This window comes from Microbulbifer sp. TYP-18, from assembly GCF_040932045.1.
Taxonomy (GTDB): domain Bacteria; phylum Pseudomonadota; class Gammaproteobacteria; order Pseudomonadales; family Cellvibrionaceae; genus Microbulbifer.
Genome location: NZ_JBFRBC010000002.1, coordinates 145,251 through 166,772 on the forward strand (window position 1 = coordinate 145,251; position 21,522 = coordinate 166,772).

The window sequence follows — 21,522 nt, forward strand, 5'->3', positions numbered from 1 at the left end:
ACAATGCATACACAAGCACTCATCTGCCGATTGAATTCTGAAAAATTAAAGGCTGCTGGTGATTCAGCACCGGCAGCAGAGGGCACTGCGATTGCTTCTTACGAATTCTCTGTCGTGCAGCAAGCCAGAATACACGCCATGGGGGAAATGCTGGGAATAACTCCCTCTGAACTGCTATCCCAGTTATTGGACGCCTGCCTGGCGGACGCCCACGATGGATTCCTGGCGGCTTATAGCTGCGAGCAGCAAAAACAGCAAGATAATAAAACATTGAAAGAAAAATCCCTTTATTGGCAGAATCTATTTGCCGCTGTAGGAAATTGACTATGAGCTTAATCTCTGCAGACAACACCATGGCCATTTGCGCCGTTATTATGGGCCTGGTCTGGTTCGGGTTTTGGATAGATACCCGGCCTATTGGCAAACGGATCTCCGGGGTCGTATGGATATTGCTGGCAGCTATGTTACTGTCGAATTTCGGTATTATTCCCTTCAAGGCGCCCACCTATGATTTTGTGGGCTCCAGTCTGGTCCCACTGGCTATTCCCCTATTGCTGTTCAAAAGTAACCTCCGCAGGATCTTTAAAGATAGCGGCCGGGTAATGCTTGTATTCCTGATCGCCAGTACAGCGACTGTAACTGCAGCCATAGCAGGTTTTTTCCTGTTTAATTTGGGGGAAATTGGCCCCAAGGTGGCGGGAGTTTATACCGGTGGATTTATTGGCGGCGCCGTGAATTTTTTGGCGGTCTCGCAGGTCATGGGAATGAGCGAGACGGAGTTCAGCACCGCGATTAGCGCCAGCAGTATAGTGAGTATATTGGCGCTGATGCTGCTGTTGGCCCTCCCCTCTTTCCGCTGGCTCCTGCACTACTTTGGCGCAACACAACAGTCGCCGGGTATTAAACTGGATACGTTAAAGTCGGATGAAAATACGGCGCAACTCAAGCTGTCCCATATCTCTGGCGCACTGGCATTGAGTTTTGTGATCTGTACCATCTCCCAGTGGCTGGCAGAGGTTAGCGGCTATCAACAATATACTTTTCTTCTGATTACACTATTCAGTCTACTGGTGGCCAACCTATTTCCCCAGACCATGGCCAAACTGGAAGGGGAGTTTGAGATTGGTCTGTTGCTGATGTACCTGTTCTTCGCCGTTGTTGGCGCCGGCACCGATACATCCGCCTTCTTCGGCGTGGCAATAACACTGTTCTTTTACGGCATGTTTACTATTCTCGGCCACCTGCTACTGACAATATACCTGGGTCGCACTTTCAAGTTCACCATGGAGGAAACCCTGGTGGCCTCAGCAGCGGCTTTGGTTGGCCCGGCGGTCACCAGTGCAATCGCGATTTCTAAGGGTTGGCGGAATTTGATTACGCCGGGGATCATGTGCGGTGTTTTTGGCTATGCAATTGCAACTTTCATTGGTGTTGCAGTCAGCAAGTTGTTGAGCTAATTGCGGTGGAAGCCTCGGCTTTCCGGCGCCACTTTTGTTCAAGAGGAATTCCACCTCAACAACCACAGGGCGAAACCTCACAGGCAGGAACCCGGGTAAACTCTTTTAAGCAGTCTGTCAGTTAGCCATGACTACGAATAAGCAGACGGATACCGGCAGTGAGGATATCAGGGAACACCGCATTGTCGTGAAGACGCCAGACGGCGGAGATTTCACCGCCCGGTCCGACCGGAGTCTCCTGGTGGCCATGGAGCAGGCGGGCAAGAGTTTTATTGCTGTCGGTTGCCGTGGCGGTGGTTGCGGCAAGTGCCGTATCCGTATTTTGCGCGGTGACTATGTCGGCAAGCGTATGAGCAGCGCCTGGGTCACACCGGAAATGGCAGCGGAAGGCACTGCGCTGGCTTGCCGGGTATTTCCCCGCAGCGACATGCTGATTGAACCCGCCCCCCCGGAGATTGGGGTCAGCAGGCACACGATGGATGCCCCGATAGTGGAGGACAAAAAGAGCTAATTGATACACGCGGTGGACTGGCAGTGCTGGTTCAATCCTGTTTATCTTCCGCTAATCACGGGGACTATTGCCAGGGGGCTCAATTCATTGGTACTGGTGGTAATTCGTAGGTCAATCAGGTCTTTGACGCAGATTGTTATAGATCATTGCCAGCAGCCGGTTGGTGCGCTCAATTTGGGCAACCGTCAGTCCTTTGAAGCTGCGCTTGAACAGCTGGCTGGCGGGGCCGCGAATCACTTCCAGTTGCTCCAGGCCCAGATCCGTCAGGGAAACCAGCGTTACCCGGCCGTCCTCGGGCGACACTGTCAGTCGGACCAGTCCATCATCCTGCATCCGGTAGAGAATCTTCGTGGTGGTGGGTAATTTGGCCACCGCGTGATCCGCGATCTCAGAAATGCTCAGTAGTGAATGTTCCTTGAGGATCATGATGATGCGCCAGCGGGGCACATCCATACCCACCCTCTTCAGCAATCGCTCCATTTCCTGGGTGTAGAGGGCGTTGAGCTGCGCTACCCAGTAGAAGGGAAATTCCTGCCGTTTGAAATTATCACTGAGGGGGTCATACCTGTCTGACTTGGATCTGTTGGTCATGGGGGAGGAAGCGCTCTTGCGGTTCCGCCTGTAGGCGGAGGTTAAAGTTGATTTGGAAAGTATATAGCCAATCCTGTCAGGGTGAAAATTTCACCCAATTTTGTCCAACTAAATGCGCCTTTCTGGTCACATATATTTGCCAAATAAACCATTCTGATCTACCTAACCGACACCTCCTGATTGCACTAAAGAGTACATTTTTATTGAAAAAATCTAATTTCATATCTAAATAGCACAAAAAAATGCATTTTAGAGCATTTTATAGGTATTTTTGTTATCTCATCGCGCTTAATTACAGAAGCATCCTCTACCGATTTTGATCGGTTTTTACTCAATATTTAGTTGACAATTCAAGTGAATTATATAATTCTCGATGACAGATTTTGAGCAGATTACCCGATCAAAAACTGCGGAAGAATATGGTGATAACAAGAAGAGCCTTATGACAGTACTGGTTTCCCGTTGCGAACTGGGTGCCCCAGATGGGCGAACAGTCGCCATCAAAGACTCTATCGACATTGCCGGCCTGCCAACCCGCCTGGGCAGCAAGGCTTGTGATGATGCCGTCCCCGCCGCGCAGCATGCCGATGTGGTTGGGCAACTGCTCGCGGCGGGGCATCACATTATTGGTAAGGCGGTGATGCACGAGCTGGCCTTTGGGGTAACCGGTATCAACCATCACTCTGGCACACCCATCAATCCACACTATCCCCAGTTAATTCCCGGGGGTTCTTCCAGTGGATCAGCAGCAGCAGTTGCCGAAGGCCTGGCGGATTACGCACTGGGGACAGATACCGGCGGCTCAGTAAGGATCCCCGCGGCCTGCTGTGGAGTCTTTGGTTTCAAGCCAACCTTTGGCCGCGTCAGTCGTCGCGGTGTTTGGCCTTCGTCCAGCTCCCTCGACTGCGTGGGCCCTTTTGCCGCTGACCTGTCCATGCTACAGGAGGCCCAGGAGGCCATCGATCCCTCTTTCAAGCCTGGGCCGGCGTTAGCGCCAACTCGATTTGCGTTACTGACCCACACTGGTGCAGAGCCAGCGGTGGAGGCAGCGCTCGACACTTTTTTATCCCCGCTATCGTTAATCCGCGTTGAGTTGCCCCTGCTCGATAAAGCTTTCCAGGCAGCGCTGGCGGTAATTAATGTGGAAACCTCCGCGGCAACGGCGGAGCTGCTGGCGACGGGCCTGATCGGCACTGATGTGGCAGCCCGGCTGGCACGCGCCGGTACAGTTGCGGCCCCGGAAGTAGAGGCGGCGGAGAAGTTACGCGAGACATTCACCGCTGAAGTGGATCATCTGCTGGAGCAGGCAGATGTTCTGGTCCTGCCGGCAATGCCCAGGGGCCCCATGTCCCTGCAGCAAGCCCGGGAGGGGCAGATGGATTTGAAGATGACGGCCCTGGTGCGGCCGTTCAATCTGTCCGGCCACCCGGCCCTGGTCATCCCTTTCGAGGTGAATGGCAATCCAATCGGAATTCAACTGGTGGGCCGCAAGCATGAAGATGAGGCCGTATTCGCAGCGGCTCATGCACTGCTTGAGGCCGGCCAGACCAATTAAAACCATAAGGCGATAAGCAAGGGGACCAATGCATGCCTGGTTATCAGATCGATAAATCCCTGTGGGGTGGGGAGAAGGTTTTTGATGCCCTGTTAGATGATGTCCGCAAACGCCGGCAGGAGTTTGAAGATCAGAAATACATCTCCCAGGACATTATCGAGTCTTTCAGGAAGATCGGTGTTTACCGGGCGATGGTGCCCGCGTCACAAGGCGGTGATGAGCGCAGCCCGATGGAATTTTTACAGATGGTAGAAGCCATGGCCGCGGCCGACGGCTCTGCCGGATGGGTGGCCAGTTTCGGGATGAGCCCGGCATACCTGGCGGCGTTACCCCCGGAAACCGTTGAAAAAGTTTGGGCGGACAGCCCCGACGTTGTGTTTGCCGGCGGTATATTCCCACTGCAACCCGCGAAAAAAGTCCCCGGCGGTTACATTGTGAACGGCCGCTGGAAATTTGGCAGCGGCTCTATGGGTGCCTCACTTATTGGAGTGGGTATTCAGCCGGATAGCGGTGATGCATTGCCCCGCATGGCGGTGATGCCGGCCGAGCAGGTAAGCATCGAGCCCAACTGGGATGTGATTGGCATGGTCGGCACCGGCAGTCACGATCTGGTAGTGAAAGAGGTGTTTGTACCGGAGGAGTGGACCTTTATCCGCGGCGGCAAGCCCAATATCGAATCCAGCTTCTTCCGCTACCCGTCACTGGCTTTTGCCGCCCAGGTATTGTCGGTGACTACTGCCGGCCTTGCCCGTGAAGCCCTGGATGTGGTGCAGGCAATGGCGGCGGGGCGCAAGTCCGTTACCGGCGCCCCCAACCTGGGGGAACGCGAGCATGTACAGATTGAAATCGCCAAGGCGGAAGCCAGGCTGCGGGCCGCACGCGCTTTCTTCTACCAGACCACCGAAGATGCGTGGAATACCGTTTTGGCCGGGGGCAAGCCGTCCCCTGAGCAGACCAATCTGGTTCGACTGGCAGCTACCCACCTGACCCACGACTGTGCCGAAGTGATTCGTTCCACCTATGAAGTGACGGGGATGACCGGCAGCTACAACGACCACCCGCTGTCACGGGTTGTGCGTGATTCGATGATGTGTACCCAGCACGCTTTTATGGGCGCCATCACCCTGAAAAACGCTGGCGCAATGTTCTTTGGACATGACCCATTGCCAGGTTATCTGTGACCTGTACGAAACGCTGTAATTGAAGCAACCGCTGTGAATAAAAAGGTGGCTATGAAGCAAGGCAACGCCACTGAATCAAATGAATGGAGAGATAGATCATGAGTGATAACAAGCCCCTTCGCGTTCTGTTTTGCATGGGTATCAACCAGAACTTTATGGACGCGGCCCGCCCCGAGCAACTGGATGTATGGGCGGCCTTCGGCGAAATGTGGAATGGCATTCACGACATGGACGGTGTGCAAGTGATTGGCAACATGGATGACGACCAGAGCATGGTTGGCCCTTCAAGTGGCTATCCATGGACCACTTACCTGCTTGCCGATGTGGCCGACTACGCCACCGTAGTTGCCTGTTGCAACCTGTTCCGAACTACAGCAGTGGGCGAAACTCCCTACAAACTGTGGCGCTACGCCCAGGTAGAGGCGCGTATTGGGCGTGAACTGATTGTACAGCGGGCTTGAGGATAGAGAAGTGAGCGAACTGGAGCAGCTGCGCAAACGGGTTAGTGACCTGGAGGCGAGCCGGGATATCAGCGCCTGCCTGCACGAATATATGCGGCTGTGCGACCACCTGGATGAAGGCTTCGATCTGGCTCCACTCATGGCACTGTTTACCGGGGACGCCATTTGGGAAGGAAAAGGCAAGCGCTATGCGGCGACATTCGGCCGCCGGGAAGGACGCGAAGCGATCCGGACAATGTTTGCGCGCTACACACAGCCACCGGCGCACTTCGCACTCAACGTGCATTTTCTCACTTCAGAAAAAGTGGCGGTACTGAGTGATTCCGAAGCCGAAGGCAGCTGGGTGTTGTTGCAAACGGCCACCTTTGCCGACGGTCGCTCCCAGCTCAGCAGTGCGCTGCTCAATGTGCGCTTTCGCCTGTCCGAAGGCGCTTGGAAGATCGCCCATTTCTGTACCACCAGTCGCTTCAACCGTCCGGTGCAGACTCCCTGGGACAATCCGCAGCCGCTACCGGTGCCGGAAGAATAACAATCTCGCCCGGCCAAAGCCGGGCAGAGAAATTGGACAAAGAGGTTACAAACATGAGTGAGTTGATCGACGTAGAAAATCTCAGCCTGAAAGCAGCTGAGATGGTGGAAGAGGGGCGCGTTCACAAAGACCTGTATTCGAACCCCGACATCTTTGAGGAAGAGCTGGACAAGGTGTTTAACAACACCTGGGTATTTGTAGGTCACGAAAGCGAAGTCCCCGAAGCCGGCTGTTTCAGGACCGCCTATATAGGCCGGCAGCCAATTATCCTCAGCCGGGACCGCAAGGGAAATCTGCATGTATTGCAGAACCGCTGCCGCCACCGCGGCGCTACCGTTTGTGAAGCGCGCAAGGGTAAAACCAAGGCCTTCACCTGCCCCTACCACGGCTGGGGCTACGGATTGGACGGCAGCCTGCGCGCGTTGCCGAAACCGGAAGAATACGAAGGTGTCTTCGACAAAAAAGACATGCCCCTGGAAAGCTTGCGTGTTGAAACCTACCAGGGGATGGTGTTCGCCACTTTCAAAAACGACATAGAGCCGTTGGAGGAGTTTCTCGGTGCTGCCAGGAAGTGGATCGACCTGTTTATGAAACAAGGTGGTGGCTACCCGGTAAAAGTGCTGGGTGAGCACCGCTTCAACTTTCCAGGCAACTGGAAAATCCAGTTGGAAAACACCACGGATGCCTACCATTTCCCCATTGTGCACAAGTCCTTTGTGAGCTCACTGGATGAGGCGACCGCAGACATCTTCGATTTCCTCGATGGCGATGGCTTTGTGGAAGACCTGGGTAATGGTCACAGTGTGATGGTGATGATTCCACAGTTGGTGGACCTGGAAGAGGATCTCGACCAGCCGATTCCAGAACGTTTCTCCGAGCTGGCCCAAGCGCTGCGCGATGAAGGCAAGTCCGAAGACGAAGTGAAAAAACTGGTGCGCGCTGCCCACGGCACAGGCTTTAACCTCAACCTGTTTCCCAATGTCTCCTGCTCCATGGCTTTTTTCCGCGTGTTGCGTCCGGTCAGCGTGGGCGAGACAGAAATTCAGCATGTGGCCCTGGGTGGCGATGGTGCACCCAACGCCTTCAATCGCAAGCGCATGCGTCTGCACGAACACTTCCAGGGCCCAATGGGGTTTGGTACGCCGGATGACGGCGAGGCCTGGGAACGTGTACAGAAAGGTGCCAACGCGGGCAAAGACGGCTGGATTCTGGTCAACCGGGGCATGAACAACCTGCATGAATCTGCGGACGGCAACACCGCCGGCGCGGTGTGCTCGGAAACCGGAATGCGCGGTGCCTACCGTCAATATAAAAAGATGATGGCTGCCGGAAAGGGGGAATAAATCGTGAATACCAATACACAATTGTTGACCCAGGTAACCGAATTTATCGGCTATGAGGGAGATCTGCTGGACCATAAGAACTACCAGGAATGGTTGTCACTGTGGACCGATTCCGGTCTCTATATCGTTCCGGCGGACCTGGATGAAACCGATTACCTGAATACCCTGAATCTGGCACTGGATGACGCCGACATGCGCCGTATGCGTGTGGCTCGCCTGGAAAACGGCGAATCCGTATCTGCGCGCTCCGTGAGCTACACAGTGCGCATGGTGTCCCGTGTGCGCATCCTCGAAGCCGGTGAGGATTTAGTCATAGCGCGCTGTGCCATGACCCTCAATGAATTGCGCCACGGCAAGCTGGTTACTTATCCGGCCAACGTCGAATACACCCTGAAACCGAAATCCGGTGGGTTTGAGCTGCAACAGAAAGTCGTCAAGTTATTGCACAGCGACGGTTTCCTGCGCACCGTCAGCTTTATCTTTTGAGGGATTTGCTTATGTCGGTATCTGCAGAGTCACAGGTGGCATTGGTGACCGGAGCCGCCCAGGGCCTTGGCCAGCATATCGCCCGAAAGCTGCACAGCGCCGGTTACCGTGTGGTGCTCAGTGACATCGATGGCGAGGCCGCCCATAGGGCCGCGCAGCTGCTGGATTCCAGCGGCAACACTGCCCTGGGCCTGTGTCTCGATGTGGCCCGCCAAAGCGGGTTTGAAACGGCATTGAACCAGGTACTGGAGTACTGGGGCACGCTGCATGTGCTGGTGAATAACGCAGCCGTTACCCGTGCCACTCCGGTCATGGAAATCTCAGCGGAAGAGTTCAATAACATTGTCAATATCAATCTGGGTGGCACCTTTGTCGGCTGCCAGGTGATCGGTCGCCATATGGCCGATCAGGGCTACGGACGCATCATCAATCTCTCGTCCCTGGCTGGCCAGAATGGTGGCACCTCTACCGGGGCCCACTACGCCGCCTCCAAAGGCGGCATCCTGACACTGACCAAAGTGTTTGCCAAAGAACTGGCTGCACAGGGGGTTACCGTGAATGCCATCGCCCCCGGTCCGATTGACTCGCCGATGGTAAAAGCACTGGTACCGGAATCCCGCCTTCCCGGCCTGTTGGCCGCAATCCCGGTTGGACAACTGGGGGATGCCGATTTCATCGGTGACGCGGTGGTGCAGCTGGCACGTCCGGAAGCCGCTTTCGTCACCGGGGCTACCTGGGACATCAACGGCGGCCTGTTCATGCGCTGAGGTTACCTCTATGACTATTAGTATCGAAAACACCCTCATGGACGTAATTGTCACCGGCCGCGACGACCACACCGATGAGATCTCGGTATTTGAGCTGGCGGCGGCAGATGGCAGTCCCCTGCCGGAATTCGAAGCCGGCGCGCACATCGATGTGGTGGTGGCACCGGAACTGATCCGTCAGTACTCGCTCAGCAACGCACCGGGCCAGGGCCACTATCGCCTGGGTATTCTCAATGATCCCAACTCCCGGGGCGGATCCCGCCAGATCCATGCGGAATTGCAAGCCGGAGCAAAACTGCAAATCAGTGCACCGCGCAACCATTTCCCATTGGCAATGGAGGCCCAACACAGCCTTTTGATCGGCGGAGGTATCGGCATCACGCCGATGATAGCGATGGCCTATGCGTTGCGCTCAGCTGGTAAGTCATTCGAGCTGCACTACTGCTGTCGCAGTGAGAGTAAAGCGGCTTTCCTGGAGGAGCTCCAGCGCGAGTTTGGGGCATCCCTGGTGACGCACTTCGACGACTGTGGCGAAGCCAGCCTGATTAAACCGAAAGCGCTGGCGGAATCCCACCCGGATGCCCACCTCTATGTGTGTGGCCCCAGCGCCTTTATGGAATGGGTGATCGACCAGGCAAAAGGGGCGGGTCTGCCCGAGTCACAGATTCACTTTGAGTACTTTAGTGCCGAGGTAGACGTCAGTGGCGAGGCGTTTGAAGTATACGCCGAAAGCAGTGATATCACGGTACAGGTTGGTCCCGAAGAAAGTATTGCCACAGCCCTGAAAGCAGCTGGCGTGAAGGTGCCGGTATCCTGTGAAGAAGGGGTCTGCGGCACCTGCATTTGCGATGTGATTGAGGGAACCCCCGATCACCGGGATCAATTTCTGACGGATGAAGAAAAAGAAGATAACGACCAGATTGCCCTCTGCTGCTCCAGAGCCAAGAGTGGTCGACTGGTAGTGGATATCTGACAACTGTTGACTGGCGCGATGCAAATAGACGGTGCCAGTTGAGATCGACCGACGATAAAAACCCAACTGAGGGAAATAGCGATGAAAAAAGGTGTAATGCGACCAGGACATGTACAAATCCGTGTACTGGATCTTGACGAAGCGATCAAACACTATGTGGACCTGCTCGGCCTGATCGAGGTTGACCGTGACGAACAGGGCCGTATTTACCTTAAAGGCTGGACAGAGGTCGACAAGTTCTCCGTCGTATTGGTCGAGGCGGACCAGCCGGGAATGGACTTCATGGGCTTTAAGTGTGTGAACGAAGACACACTTGAGCAGCTGCGACAGGCGCTGCTGGCCTATGGCGTAGACGCGGAGGAAATCCCTGCGGGTGAACTGAAGGACTGCGGGCGACGCATTCGCTTCCAGGCTCCCAGCGGCCACAACTTCGAAGTCTTCGCAACCAAGGTCCAGACCGGGCGCTACGGGGTGGGCAACCACAATCCGGAAGCCTGGCCGCGCGACCTCAGTGGTATGAAGGCACAGCGTTTTGACCACTGCCTGCTGTACGGTCCTGAGCTGGACAAGACACTGGATTTGTTCCGGGATGTACTCGGCTTCGACCTCTCTGAGCAGGTTGTGACCCCGGATGGAACACGTGTTGCCCAGTTCCTCACCACCAGCATGAAGGCCCACGATGTTGCCTTCATCGATCATAAGGAACCGGGTAAATTCCACCACGCCTCCTTCAAGCTTGAAACCTGGGAAGATATCCTGCGCGCGGGTGACCTGATTTCAATGACCGATACCTCTATCGATATAGGTCCCACCCGCCATGGTCTCACCCACGGCCAGACCATCTACTTTTTCGACCCTTCCGGTAATCGCAACGAAGTATTCTGCGGCGGTGATTATTTTTACCCCGACCATGCGCCCGTTACCTGGGATGCGGACAAACTGGGCAAGGCGATTTTCTATCATGACCGCCAGCTCAACGAACGGTTCCTGACCGCCCTGACTTGATATCGGAGATCTATGATGTCGTTTGATCCAAAAGATTTCCGCCGGGCGCTGGGCCAGTTCCCCACCGGGGTTACGGTGATCACAACCCGAGATGCCGGGGGTGCGCCTATCGGCATGACCGCCAGTAGTTTCAATACCCTGTCGATCGACCCGGCACTGGTGCTGTGGAGTATCGATAAGCGCGCCTGGAGCCTGGAGTCTTTCACCAAAGGCCGGGGCTTTGCCGTCAACGTATTGCGCAACGATCAGGTGGAATTGTCCAATGGTTTCGCCCGCAGGGGCGAGGACAAGTTCGCGGGTATCGACACCCGCGATTGTGCCAACGGGTCGCCGCTGCTGCCGGATGTCGCCGCCTGGTTTGAATGCAACACCTGGGAGGTTTACGAAGGCGGCGATCACTTTATTATCGTCGGTGAGGTGACTGACTACCACTACGAGGAAAACGTCAGCTCACTGGTCTTCCACAATGGCCGCTACGCGGTACCGCTGACCCACCCCGCAGTCAAAGCACCCGCCGAATCTTTGCAGGCCCATGGTTTTCTGGATGACTACCTGTTGTACCAGTTGCGCCAGGCCCTGAATGCCTATGCTGCGGATTTTTACCCCCAGTTAAGTCAATTTGGCATTAACACCGAAGAGTGGCGGGTGTTGACCCTACTGGCCGACGGCAAACCCATGACACAGGAAAATATCAGCCGTTTTGTCTCCCAACCCCTGCAGGAACTGGCGGATATCGGTGAATGGTTGCAGGAAAAAGGACTGTTGTCGGTGAGCGGCAATGAATTTCGGCTGACGGACAAAGGCCAGCAGCTGGCCGATAAACTGCTGGGCAAGGCGATTGAACACGAGGGGAAAGTGCTCTCCGGTCTCGGTGCCGGGCAGCAGCAGTGTTTGAAAGAGGGCCTGAAGGTACTGCAGAGAAGCTTTGCCTAGTGACCACGGTTTCCAGGCAATTGTAGTTCGCGAATGCCAGAAATAGATACGGTCATTCAGGATCTGGCGATGGCATTTTGTGCAGAACTTTAGACTGCAAAAATCAGGGTGTTTTATGCAAGAGTTTAAACATTTTATCGACGGCGAGTTTGTTACTTCGGCGAGCGGTAAGACCTTCGATAACATTTGCCCCGTTGACGGCAGCCTGATTGGTCAGGTGCACGAAGCCGGTAAAGATGAGGTCAATGCCGCTGTAGCTGCGGCTAAACGGGCGCTGAAGGGCCCCTGGAGCCAGTTTACCCAAACCCAGCGTATTCAGTTACTGAATAAAGTGGCCGATCGGATCAATGCGCGCTTCGATGAATTTCTCGAAGCGGAATGCCGCGATACGGGCAAACCCTACAGTATTGCCAGCCATATCGATATCCCGCGCGGGGCGGCCAACTTCAAGGCATTCTCAGAGACTCTGGCGAATCACCCCACCGAAGGTTTCCGCCTGGATACTCCGGACGGCCAGGGCGCACTCAATGTGGGACACCGTACCCCAAAAGGCGTGATTGCCGTGATCTGCCCCTGGAATCTGCCGCTGCTGCTAATGACCTGGAAGGTGGGCCCTGCACTGGCCTGTGGCAACACCGTAGTGGTAAAGCCTTCAGAGGAGACCCCGGCGACTACCACCCTTTTGGGGGACGTGATGAACGAGTGCGGTGTCCCAGCCGGTGTCTTTAACGTGGTACACGGCCTGGGGCCGGGATCAGCCGGTGAATTTCTCACCACCCACCCACAGGTAGATGCGATCACCTTCACCGGCGAAACCTGCACGGGAGAAGCCATCATGAAGGCGGCGGCGGTCGGGCTGCGCAACATCTCGCTGGAGTGTGGTGGCAAAAACCCGGGCATTGTATTTGCAGACAGTGATTTGGAAAAGGCCATAGAAGGCACCATGCGTTCTGCGTTTGTGAACTGCGGCCAGGTTTGTCTGGGTACAGAACGCATCTATGTTGAACGCCCCATCTTTGCCGCATTCCTGGCGCGCCTAAAAGAGGAAGTGAGCAAATTGAAACTCGGGCGTCCACAGGACGCCGACGCCAACTTTGGGCCGCTGGTCAGTCATGAACACCGGGACAAGGTGTTGTCTTACTACCAGCTTGCGGTAGAAGAAGGGGCCAAAGTCGAGATTGGTGGCGGCGTGCCGGATATGGGTTCTGCGCTGAATGACGGTGCCTGGATCGAACCCACCATCTGGACTGGACTGGCCGACGATGCCCGTGTGATACGTGAGGAAATTTTTGGTCCCTGTTGTCATATCCGCCCCTTCGACACTGAGGAAGAAGTGATCGAGTTGGCCAACGATACCGACTATGGCCTGGCGGCGGCGATCTGGACCGAGAACAGCGCCCGTGCGGTGCGCGTGGCCGAGCAGATGGAAGCGGGAATTGTCTGGGTCAATAGCTGGTTCCTGCGGGATCTGCGTACGGCCTTTGGGGGCGCCAAACAATCAGGCATCGGTCGTGAAGGTGGTGTGCACGGACTCGAATTCTATACCGAACTTAAGAATATCTGCATCAAACTGTAAACAGTGATGAGCGGTCGCAGATACAAGCACCTATGCGGACCTTAGAAACATTTATTGGTATTTCAAAATGGAAAAGACACAGATTCAAGACCTCGGTGATGAGTTGTATCAGGCGATGGTGCAGCGCGAAGCGGTTGCTCCTCTGACGACTCGCTTTGAGGATATCACCATCGGCGATGCCTACAGCATTTCGCAGCGCATGCTGGAACGCCGCCTAGAATCCGGCGAACGGGTAATCGGTAAAAAAATTGGCCTCACTTCCAAGGCTGTGCAGACCATGCTGAAGGTTGATCAGCCCGATTTCGGCTATCTCACTGACAAGATGGCCTTCAGCCAGGGTCAGGAGATGCCTATCAGCGAGCAGCTGATTCAGCCCAAGGCCGAAGGCGAGATTGCCTTTATCCTGAAAAAGGATTTGATGGGGCCGGGTATCACCAACGCCGAGGTATTGGCGGCGACCGAGTGCGTGATGCCCTGTTTCGAAGTGATCGACTCACGAATCGAGAATTGGCAGATCAAAATCCAGGACACCATCGCAGATAACGCCTCCTGTGGGCTGTTTATCCTGGGCGATAAAGCGATCGACCCGCGCAAAGTGGATCTGACCACCTGCGGTATGGTGGTGGAAAAAAATGGCGCGGTCATCTCGACCGGAGCCGGTGCTGCGGCACTGGGCAGCCCGGTCAACTGTGTCGCCTGGTTGGCCAATACCCTCGGCCAATTCGGCATCGCCCTGAAAGCGGGTGAAGTTATCCTGTCGGGTTCACTGGTACCGCTGGCACCGGTACAGGCCGGCGACCATATGAGCGTCAGTATTGGCGGCATTGGTTCCGCATCCGTTCGCTTCATTTAACCGGGCAGATGATTTGACAATGAGCAAGAAACTAAAAGCGGCCATTATCGGCCCTGGCAACATCGGCACAGACCTGCTGATGAAAATGCAGCGTTCGGAGTGGATAGAGCCGGTATGGATGGTCGGTATTGATCCGGAATCCGAAGGTCTCAAGCGGGCCCGGGCAATGGGTATCCGCACCACGGCAGCTGGTGTGGACGGCCTGTTGCCCCATGTACTGGAGGACGATATCCGCATTGCCTTTGATGCCACCTCCGCTTATGTACATGCCGAGAACAGCCGCAAGTTGAACGAGCTGGGGGTAATTATGATTGACCTCACGCCGGCGGCGATCGGTCCCTATTGCATACCACCAGTCAACCTGGCCGATCACACCAGGAACCTGGAAATGAACGTCAATATGGTCACCTGCGGTGGTCAGGCGACTATTCCTATGGTGGCTGCGGTGTCACGTATCCAACCAGTTGATTACGGAGAAATCATTGCCACCGTATCCTCCCGCTCGGTGGGGCCGGGTACACGTAAAAACATCGATGAATTCACCCGCACTACCGCTGGTGCTGTGGAAAAAGTGGGTGGGGCCAAACAGGGCAAGGCAATCATCATTATTAATCCTGCCGAACCGCCCCTGATCATGCGCGACACCATCCATTGTCTGACCGCAACGGAACCCGATCAGGCGGCTATTACCGACTCAGTCCACCGCATGGTGCAGGAAGTTCAGAAGTATGTACCCGGCTACCGACTGGTGAACGGTCCTGTATTTGACGGCAATCGCGTCTCCATCTTTATTGAAGTGGAAGGCCTGGGTGACTTCCTGCCAAAGTATGCCGGCAACCTGGACATCATGACCGCGGCTGGTTTGCGCACTGCGGAAATATTCGCCGAAGAAGTGGACCTGGGTGCGCTGGAGTTGCCCGCTCGCGGTCAAGTGGAGGCTTAATCAATGAATTTACAAGGTAAAAAAGTCCTGCTCCACGATATGAGTCTGCGCGACGGTATGCACGCTAAACGTCACCAGATCACCCTGGAGCAGATGGTGGATATTGCCACAGGCCTGGATGAGGCCGGCATACCATTGATCGAAGTGACCCACGGTGACGGCCTGGGTGGCGCTTCCGTCAACTACGGTTTTCCGGCCCACAGTGATGAGGAGTATCTGGACGCAGTTATCCCGAAAATGAAGCAGGCCAAAGTATCGGCGTTGCTGCTGCCCGGGATTGGTACTGTCGACCATTTGCGTGTGGCCCGCGATCTTGGGGTCAGCACTATCCGTGTAGCCACCCACTGTACGGAAGCGGATGTCTCCGAGCAGCACATTCATCTCGCCGCCAGCCTGGGGATGGATACGGTCGGCTTTTTGATGATGGCCCATATGGTTACGCCAGAACAACTTCTGGAACAGGCTCAGTTGATGGAATCCTACGGTGCCAACTGCATCTACTGCACCGACTCGGCCGGTTATATGCTGCCGGAAGAAGTGTCTGCAAAAATCAGCCTGTTGCGCGCACAGCTGAAATCCGATACCGAGATCGGTTTTCACGGTCACCACAATATGGGGATGGCGATTGCCAACTCACTGGCAGCGATGGAAGCGGGTGCTGTTCGTATCGACGGCTCCGTTGCTGGGCTGGGTGCCGGTGCCGGCAACACGCCGCTGGAAGTGATGGTAGCGGTACTGAATAGAATGGGCGCAGTTCACAATATTGATCTGTACAAAATTATGGATGTGGCCGAGGACCGCGTTGTGCCGATGATGGACCAACCGATTCGCGTCGACCGCGATGCGCTGACACTGGGCTACGCCGGCGTTTACAGCTCCTTCCTGCTGTTTGCCCAGCGCGCTGAAGCCAAGTATGGCATCCCCGCGCGGGATATTCTGGTGGAGCTGGGACGTCGCGGCACTGTAGGCGGACAGGAAGACATGATTGAAGACCTGGCATTGACCATGGCCAAAGACAAAGGGTTAATCTGATGGGTAACTTGACCAGAGAACAAATTGAACAGTTGGCGGAACACTGCGAAAACGCCGAGCTGCAGGCATACGAAATTACCAAAATCACGGATGATTATCCGCAGATGACCTACGAGGATGCCTTTGACATCCAGTGGGAGATCCGCCGTCGCAAGGAGGCCCGCGGACATAAGATAGTGGGCATGAAAATGGGGCTTACCTCCTGGGCGAAGATGTCGCAGATGGGAGTAGAGCATCCCTGCTACGGCTTTCTGGCCGATTATTTCTCTGTGCCGGAAGGCGGGGAAGTCAAGCATGATGAGTTGATTCACCCCAAGATTGAAGCGGAACTCGCATTTGTCACCAAGGCGCCCCTAAAAGGCCCGGGAGTACATATCGGCGATGTACTGCGGGCCACGGATTTCGTTCTGCCGGCGGTGGAAGTGATCGATTCACGCTACAAGGACTTCAAATTTGATTTGAAGAGCGTCATCGCGGACAACTCCTCCTCTACCCGCTTTTTTACTGGCGGTCGGATGGCGGATGTGGGCGATCTGGATCTGCGCAATTTAGGCGTGGTGATGGAAGTGAATGGCGAAGTGGTCGAGGTGGGGGCCGGCGCCGCAGTATTGGGTCACCCCGCCGCCTCAGTCGCCATGCTGGCCAATATGCTGGGCGAACGGGGTGAGGAACTGCCAGCCGGGTCCTTTGTAATGGTGGGCGCCATCACTGCTGCAGTGCAGGTGAACAAAGGTGATAGCTTCTGCGTAAGGTATCAGGATCTGGGCACCATCAGCGGCCGCTTCGTGTAATCACGCTAACGCCTTTGGTGCCGCGCTGCTTTGATGCAGTGCGAAGCGACAGGCTTGCTCTCGTGATTACAGCTATTGGACCAGTGGCACTTTATTAAGAGGAATCGATTATGCCGATCGCACATATCAATATGATGGAAGGGCGCACCGAAGAACAAAAAGAGGCGCTAATTGCCGAGGTGACGGCCGCCATTTGCCGCTCACTGAATGCACCCGAAGAGAATGTTAGAGTCCTTGTCCAGGAAATTCCCAAGCAAAACTGGGGGATAGGCGGCAAAACGGCCAAAAAACTGGGTCGATAGGCGGTGTTCGGCACCCCGGCAATAGGTGGACAAGTGGTGTTCACTCGAGGTGCCAGCCCGGATCACCGCCATATTGATCAGAAAAAGCTTTTGGAGCATGAAAACCAGTAAGGAAAAGATTGCTCCCAATGCATCACTAAACAATCAGTCCCGATTGGTTTAGTGATGCTACTGGCCGGCAGTAAGATTATTGACCCATCTCGCGTACCAAATATCCGGCACCGTCGATATTCTCCATCACCCAAAGAATGTAAGCGATATCGACATGAATCGCCCGGGTACTATCAGTGAAGTCCCAGTCAGCATTGATGCTATCGTAGGTCCCATCAAACACTACCCCTACCAACTCGCCGCGACCATTCATTGTCGGAGATCCGGAGTTACCGCCGGTAATATCTACGGTGCTTAAGAAATTCACCGGCACTGAATCCAGCTGCTTTTCGTAGTAACGGCCAAAGTCCTTCTTATCAATAGCTTCCATCAGGGCTTTAGGGGCATCAAAGGGATCCTCGCCGGTGTACTTCGCCTTTATGCCGCGCAGGGTTGTAAAAGCTACAAATCCCTCCTTACCATCGTTGCCATCGGCAGCCTCTTTAATGGTGCCGGCTGGTGGCTGATAGCCTTTGACCAGACCATAGGTCACACGAAGGGAGCTGTTTGCATCAGGGTAGACCGGCTTGCCCAGTGATTGGTAATAATCGATCAGTAGTTCCATATACTCCGGGCGGAGTTGAGCAAAACGCCCTTTCATGGAATCCTCATGCTCTTCACGCACAAGCATGTCATCGTACATGGCCACGGCCAACTGGATAAACGGATCTTTGCTCTCTTTGAAATCTTCAGGCTTTTTGCCGATCCAGCCTTCACGCACCTCGACATCGGAAAGCTCTGTGTCCCTGTACATCTTGTCGAGAGTTGCCTCTAAACCAGCATTGCCTTTATCGATGTTCAGGTAACGATCAAAGCTGGATATACGCTGTTCTTTCGGAAGCGCCTGGTAGCGCTCCAGGAAGTAGAGCCAAATCTGCTTGTCCACCGATGGGTGGTAGCTTCGTTCAATACGACGCATACTCTCTGTGAATCGTGTCAGATCCCGCTCCTGATAACCCGGTTTGCGCTCGGCATCAGGTTTTTCGTTCTCTTTGGCCAAACGATACAATTTGCGCGCGGCGCCCAACATGGCGGAGCGATCCATATAATTGATGGCCAGATCCTGTTCACGGGTTGACTCTTCTTCAACAACCAATGCCTCCAGGTCATCGATAGTAGACTGGTATTTCTTCTGGCGGGCTTTGTCAGAATTCACCCAGGCCTGCAAATCTTTTTCCAGCTTTTGTTTGTGCTGTAACAGATCACTGCGCTGGTATCCCTCCATCATGCCGGTAAAGTTTTTGGAGTAATTATTCAAGCCTGCCACGCGACTGGCATACTTTAGCTCCGCATCTTTATTGTCAGCGGTAGCAGCACCAATGGTTTCAGACCACTCCCCCAATACCCGCTGCATGTTCGGGTAATACCAGTTGAAGTTGCTTTCCACTTCTTGCGCAGTGCGATAACGGTTTGTACGGCCCGGATAACCGGCAACCATGACAAAGTCACCTTCTTTAGGTCCGTTTGCCGCTACGGGCAGGTAGTGCTTGGGCTGGTAAGGGACATTATCCTTGGAGTAATCGGCCGGTTTGCCATCTTTACCAACATAGGCACGGTAGAAAGCGTAATCGCCGGTATGGCGAGGCCACATCCAGTTATCGATATCGCCGCCGAACTTTCCGATTGAAGACGCAGGTGCATGAACCAAACGCACATCGCGGATTTCCAATTGCTTGACCAGGTAGTAATTCAAACCACCGTAGTAGCTGTAAACCTCACAGCGATGCCCCGGATCTTTTTCACACTCGGAAACCAGTGCCTTCTCCGCTTCTTCGATTGCGGCAAAACGTGCGGCGCCATCCATGTCATCAGTCAGACGGTCGTTGACCTTATCTGTCACTTCGTTCATTTCTACGGTGACATAGACACGGGAACCAGGAGCGGCAGGTAGTTCTTCCGATAAATCCCCAGCCAGAAAACCTTCCGCAAGTAGATCCCTGGATTCTGTTGAGTTGTAAGAAATCGAGCCGTAGGCACAGTGGTGATTGGTAATCACCAATCCTTGTGGAGAGACAAAGGAGGCCGAACAGCCTCCCAAACTGATCACCGCATTCATTGGAAATTCAGTGAGTTTGGTCATGCTGGCCGGATCCAGCTCAAGACCATATCCGCGAAGTTCTTTGGACAGCTCAGGCAGCTGGTGTGGTTGCCACATCCCCTCGGTCGAAACACTCTTTTTCCCTGCAGCAAGACTGGAATAACTGGCACCAACGAGCAGTGCAGCAGTTGCAATCCTGAAAACGATTGAATGGTTTATTTTCATATTTACTCAACAATTTTTATTAAAGTCAGAGACATCCTATAGGTCAGGCCAGACTTAAGTATCTGGCCCAACAACTATCTGGATTCATTAAAAACTTTCGTTTCTGCATTCTGATCACCTGCTATGGCGTCGATCCAGGATCGTTCCATTTCATCCCAGCCCAGGCGTATCTGGTTAAGCACTTCTACCCGGCTTTCCAATATGTCATCCAACTCCAGCACTGTTAACACTTCGCCAGCCCTATTAAATCCGAAAACACCTTGCCCGGTAATAAATACACCCTTGATCCTTTCCGCTTCAGCGGCGCTGAATAGCGAAAAGAGCGCGTCATAGTCAAATATAAATTCCGGACTAAAACGCCAGCCACAGCTATAATAACCCTCGCCGCTATTCTCTGAACGGAGATAACCACACGCTGGTAATAGCTCAACTTCATCCGCCTCCTTCGGAGCCGGATGCTGGTGATTGCCCCCTGCAGAAGCCTGGAAACGACTGGGGAGATGAAGCCAATCTAATTCGATACGCCCTTGCTCCACCACTTGCAAAGGCTGCTCAGTGTCTTTACCTGAGAATGAGAGAAAACGCTGGAGGTTTTGCAAGTCCTCAGGACCATAGAGATCAGACTTGTTGGCTATCACCAGGTCAGCAACTTCTAACTGCTGTCGAAAAGTCTCACTACGTAAGTAGCGATCATCTTCAATACAGCGGGCATCTACCAAAGCAAGTGTACAGCGAAGATCTAAAACACCACTACGTACAACGTCAGACAATGCTGCCAATACCTCGCGAGGATGTCCCAGGCCCGTAGGCTCAATCAATAATCGATGGGGTCTGGATTTAGCCAGTAACTGGTTTAAAGCAACCTGCATTGGCAAGCCGGCCGCACAGCACATACAGCCACCGGGCACCTCTCGGATATAAACGCTGTCTTCCTGGTCCGGCTTAAAAAATGCGCCGTCAACACCCACCTCTCCAAACTCATTTACCAGAACAGCCCAGCGTTCACCATCGGGCTTGCTTTCCAGAAGGTGGCGAATCGCGGTCGTCTTACCCACACCGAGAAAGCCGGTGATAACATTCGCAGGCACCCCCTGTACCAACTGCTTATTGACCACTAAGCTGCATCCTGACCGCACTTGTCACAGAGGCAATCCAGCTCCAGCTGGGATGTTTGGAAATGGTAGCCCGCATTCTTAACCGTTTCACGCAACGCTGCGATCACTTCGGGCTTGATACCGACTTCCCGCACTTTGTTACAGCGATTGCAAATCAGGAATTGTGGCGTTTGGTGACTGTGGTCACAAGTAATATGGGTGCACGCCAGGTATTTGTTTTCCGAATTAAGCTTGTGGACAAAGTCTTCTTCAGCCAGGAAATCCAGCATTCGGTAAACGGACATGACGGGAATTGAATCACCATAGTCACGTTTGTACTGCTCTGCTATCTCATAGGCAGAGAGAGGAATTTTTGACCACAGCAGGATGGTAAGAACATTTCTGCGCTTCTCGGTAAACCGAACCCCTGAACTACGGCAAGTTTCCTCGGCCGCACTCAAGGTCTTTTTAATTTGGGATACATTCATAATTTATTTCATTCGTGATTGTTTCTCTTTGAGGTGAACAAATAGGCTTCGGCAACGCAAAATTTCATAAAAAAATCTATTGCCCTGTCAAAGGCATGATCACCCATCTAGCGGGCTGTTGAAATTCGAATTATTTTACCAGCCCGGTACCGGAACATGGATGTCCGGCAAAATCGGCGACGCCTAAGTCGTTGATTTTGGGAGAACAGTGAAAAACACATTTTTCGCTTTTCGTGTT

At 54.1% G+C, this 21,522-nt stretch carries 23 protein-coding genes; 19 read left to right on the forward strand and 4 right to left on the reverse strand.

Annotated elements, in window-relative coordinates; translation table 11 throughout:
- The first annotated feature begins 3 nt into the window (after positions 1–3).
- From ABVT36_RS02775 to ABVT36_RS02785, 3 genes are all read left to right on the forward strand, one after another.
- Positions 4–324: a hypothetical protein gene (locus tag ABVT36_RS02775; RefSeq protein ID WP_368455163.1), complete on the forward strand. Its 321-nt coding sequence runs from the start codon at positions 4–6 to the stop codon at positions 322–324.
- A 2-nt stretch (positions 325–326) separates the two neighbouring features.
- On the forward strand, positions 327–1,457 hold the full coding sequence (locus tag ABVT36_RS02780; RefSeq protein ID WP_368455164.1) for a DUF819 domain-containing protein: 1,131 nt from the start codon (positions 327–329) through the stop codon (positions 1,455–1,457).
- Between the two features lie 127 nt (positions 1,458–1,584).
- Positions 1,585–1,968 (forward strand): 2Fe-2S iron-sulfur cluster-binding protein, encoded by a 384-nt coding sequence (locus ABVT36_RS02785; protein ID WP_368455165.1) that lies wholly within the window; start codon positions 1,585–1,587, stop codon positions 1,966–1,968.
- A gap of 111 nt (positions 1,969–2,079) precedes the next feature.
- Here ABVT36_RS02785 and ABVT36_RS02790 read toward each other — a convergent pair whose 3' ends face one another.
- Positions 2,080–2,559: a MarR family winged helix-turn-helix transcriptional regulator gene (locus ABVT36_RS02790; protein ID WP_368455166.1), complete on the reverse strand. Its 480-nt coding sequence runs from the start codon at positions 2,557–2,559 to the stop codon at positions 2,080–2,082.
- A 442-nt stretch (positions 2,560–3,001) separates the two neighbouring features.
- On the opposite strand from ABVT36_RS02790, the gene ABVT36_RS02795 reads away from it, so the two are divergent.
- The 16 genes from ABVT36_RS02795 (at position 3,002) to ABVT36_RS02870 (ending at position 17,289) form a co-directional block, all read left to right on the forward strand.
- Positions 3,002–4,114 (forward strand): amidase, encoded by a 1,113-nt coding sequence (locus ABVT36_RS02795; protein WP_368455167.1) that lies wholly within the window; start codon positions 3,002–3,004, stop codon positions 4,112–4,114.
- Positions 4,115–4,146: 32 nt separating this feature from the next.
- Positions 4,147–5,295 carry an acyl-CoA dehydrogenase family protein gene (locus ABVT36_RS02800; RefSeq protein WP_368455168.1) on the forward strand — a complete coding sequence of 383 codons (1,149 nt, stop codon included), beginning with the start codon at positions 4,147–4,149 and terminating at the stop codon, positions 5,293–5,295.
- Between the two features lie 98 nt (positions 5,296–5,393).
- Entirely contained in the window at positions 5,394–5,756 is a 363-nt protein-coding gene (locus ABVT36_RS02805) for an IacB protein (protein WP_368455169.1), read from the forward strand.
- Between the two features lie 10 nt (positions 5,757–5,766).
- Positions 5,767–6,285, forward strand: a complete 519-nt coding sequence (locus ABVT36_RS02810; RefSeq protein ID WP_368455170.1) for a nuclear transport factor 2 family protein — start codon at positions 5,767–5,769, stop codon at positions 6,283–6,285.
- Between the two features lie 53 nt (positions 6,286–6,338).
- The gene (locus tag ABVT36_RS02815) at positions 6,339–7,628 is read left to right on the forward strand and encodes a Rieske 2Fe-2S domain-containing protein (protein WP_368455171.1); all 1,290 of its coding nucleotides are present in this window, start codon (positions 6,339–6,341) and stop codon (positions 7,626–7,628) included.
- 3 nt (positions 7,629–7,631) lie between these two features.
- A complete protein-coding gene (locus ABVT36_RS02820) occupies positions 7,632–8,114 on the forward strand; it encodes an aromatic-ring-hydroxylating dioxygenase subunit beta (protein WP_368455172.1) in 483 nt (160 codons plus the stop codon).
- 11 nt (positions 8,115–8,125) lie between these two features.
- Complete coding sequence (locus ABVT36_RS02825) at positions 8,126–8,881, forward strand: SDR family NAD(P)-dependent oxidoreductase (RefSeq protein WP_368455173.1); 756 nt, start codon at positions 8,126–8,128, stop codon at positions 8,879–8,881.
- A gap of 10 nt (positions 8,882–8,891) precedes the next feature.
- The gene (locus ABVT36_RS02830) at positions 8,892–9,854 is read left to right on the forward strand and encodes a 2Fe-2S iron-sulfur cluster-binding protein (RefSeq protein ID WP_368455174.1); all 963 of its coding nucleotides are present in this window, start codon (positions 8,892–8,894) and stop codon (positions 9,852–9,854) included.
- An 81-nt stretch (positions 9,855–9,935) separates the two neighbouring features.
- Positions 9,936–10,859 (forward strand): catechol 2,3-dioxygenase, encoded by a 924-nt coding sequence (locus ABVT36_RS02835; protein WP_367148695.1) that lies wholly within the window; start codon positions 9,936–9,938, stop codon positions 10,857–10,859.
- 15 nt (positions 10,860–10,874) lie between these two features.
- Positions 10,875–11,792, forward strand: a complete 918-nt coding sequence (locus ABVT36_RS02840) for a flavin reductase (RefSeq protein WP_368455175.1) — start codon at positions 10,875–10,877, stop codon at positions 11,790–11,792.
- A 115-nt stretch (positions 11,793–11,907) separates the two neighbouring features.
- On the forward strand, positions 11,908–13,368 hold the full coding sequence (locus ABVT36_RS02845) for a 2-hydroxymuconic semialdehyde dehydrogenase (protein WP_368455176.1): 1,461 nt from the start codon (positions 11,908–11,910) through the stop codon (positions 13,366–13,368).
- A 67-nt stretch (positions 13,369–13,435) separates the two neighbouring features.
- A complete protein-coding gene (gene dmpE / locus ABVT36_RS02850) occupies positions 13,436–14,221 on the forward strand; it encodes a 2-oxopent-4-enoate hydratase (RefSeq protein WP_368455177.1) in 786 nt (261 codons plus the stop codon).
- Between the two features lie 19 nt (positions 14,222–14,240).
- Complete coding sequence (locus ABVT36_RS02855) at positions 14,241–15,164, forward strand: acetaldehyde dehydrogenase (acetylating) (RefSeq protein WP_368455178.1); 924 nt, start codon at positions 14,241–14,243, stop codon at positions 15,162–15,164.
- Between the two features lie 3 nt (positions 15,165–15,167).
- Positions 15,168–16,196, forward strand: a complete 1,029-nt coding sequence (gene dmpG, locus ABVT36_RS02860; protein ID WP_368455179.1) for a 4-hydroxy-2-oxovalerate aldolase — start codon at positions 15,168–15,170, stop codon at positions 16,194–16,196.
- Positions 16,196–16,987 (forward strand): 2-oxo-3-hexenedioate decarboxylase, encoded by a 792-nt coding sequence (gene dmpH / locus ABVT36_RS02865; protein ID WP_368455180.1) that lies wholly within the window; start codon positions 16,196–16,198, stop codon positions 16,985–16,987. Before dmpG ends, dmpH begins: the two co-directional genes overlap by 1 nt.
- Positions 16,988–17,097: 110 nt before the next feature.
- Positions 17,098–17,289, forward strand: coding sequence for a 4-oxalocrotonate tautomerase (locus tag ABVT36_RS02870; RefSeq protein WP_367148687.1), 192 nt, complete (start codon positions 17,098–17,100; stop codon positions 17,287–17,289).
- Between the two features lie 187 nt (positions 17,290–17,476).
- On the opposite strand, the gene ABVT36_RS02875 is transcribed toward ABVT36_RS02870, so the two are convergent.
- The 3 genes from ABVT36_RS02875 to ABVT36_RS02885 all read right to left on the reverse strand — a co-directional run bounded on the left by ABVT36_RS02875 (position 17,477) and on the right by ABVT36_RS02885 (position 21,284).
- Positions 17,477–19,702 (reverse strand): S46 family peptidase, encoded by a 2,226-nt coding sequence (locus ABVT36_RS02875; RefSeq protein WP_368455181.1) that lies wholly within the window; start codon positions 19,700–19,702, stop codon positions 17,477–17,479.
- 74 nt (positions 19,703–19,776) lie between these two features.
- Positions 19,777–20,817, reverse strand: coding sequence for a GTP-binding protein (locus ABVT36_RS02880; protein WP_368455182.1), 1,041 nt, complete (start codon positions 20,815–20,817; stop codon positions 19,777–19,779).
- On the reverse strand, positions 20,817–21,284 hold the full coding sequence (locus tag ABVT36_RS02885; RefSeq protein WP_367148683.1) for a Fur family transcriptional regulator: 468 nt from the start codon (positions 21,282–21,284) through the stop codon (positions 20,817–20,819). Before ABVT36_RS02885 ends, ABVT36_RS02880 begins: the two co-directional genes overlap by 1 nt.
- Positions 21,285–21,522: the final 238 nt, after the last annotated feature.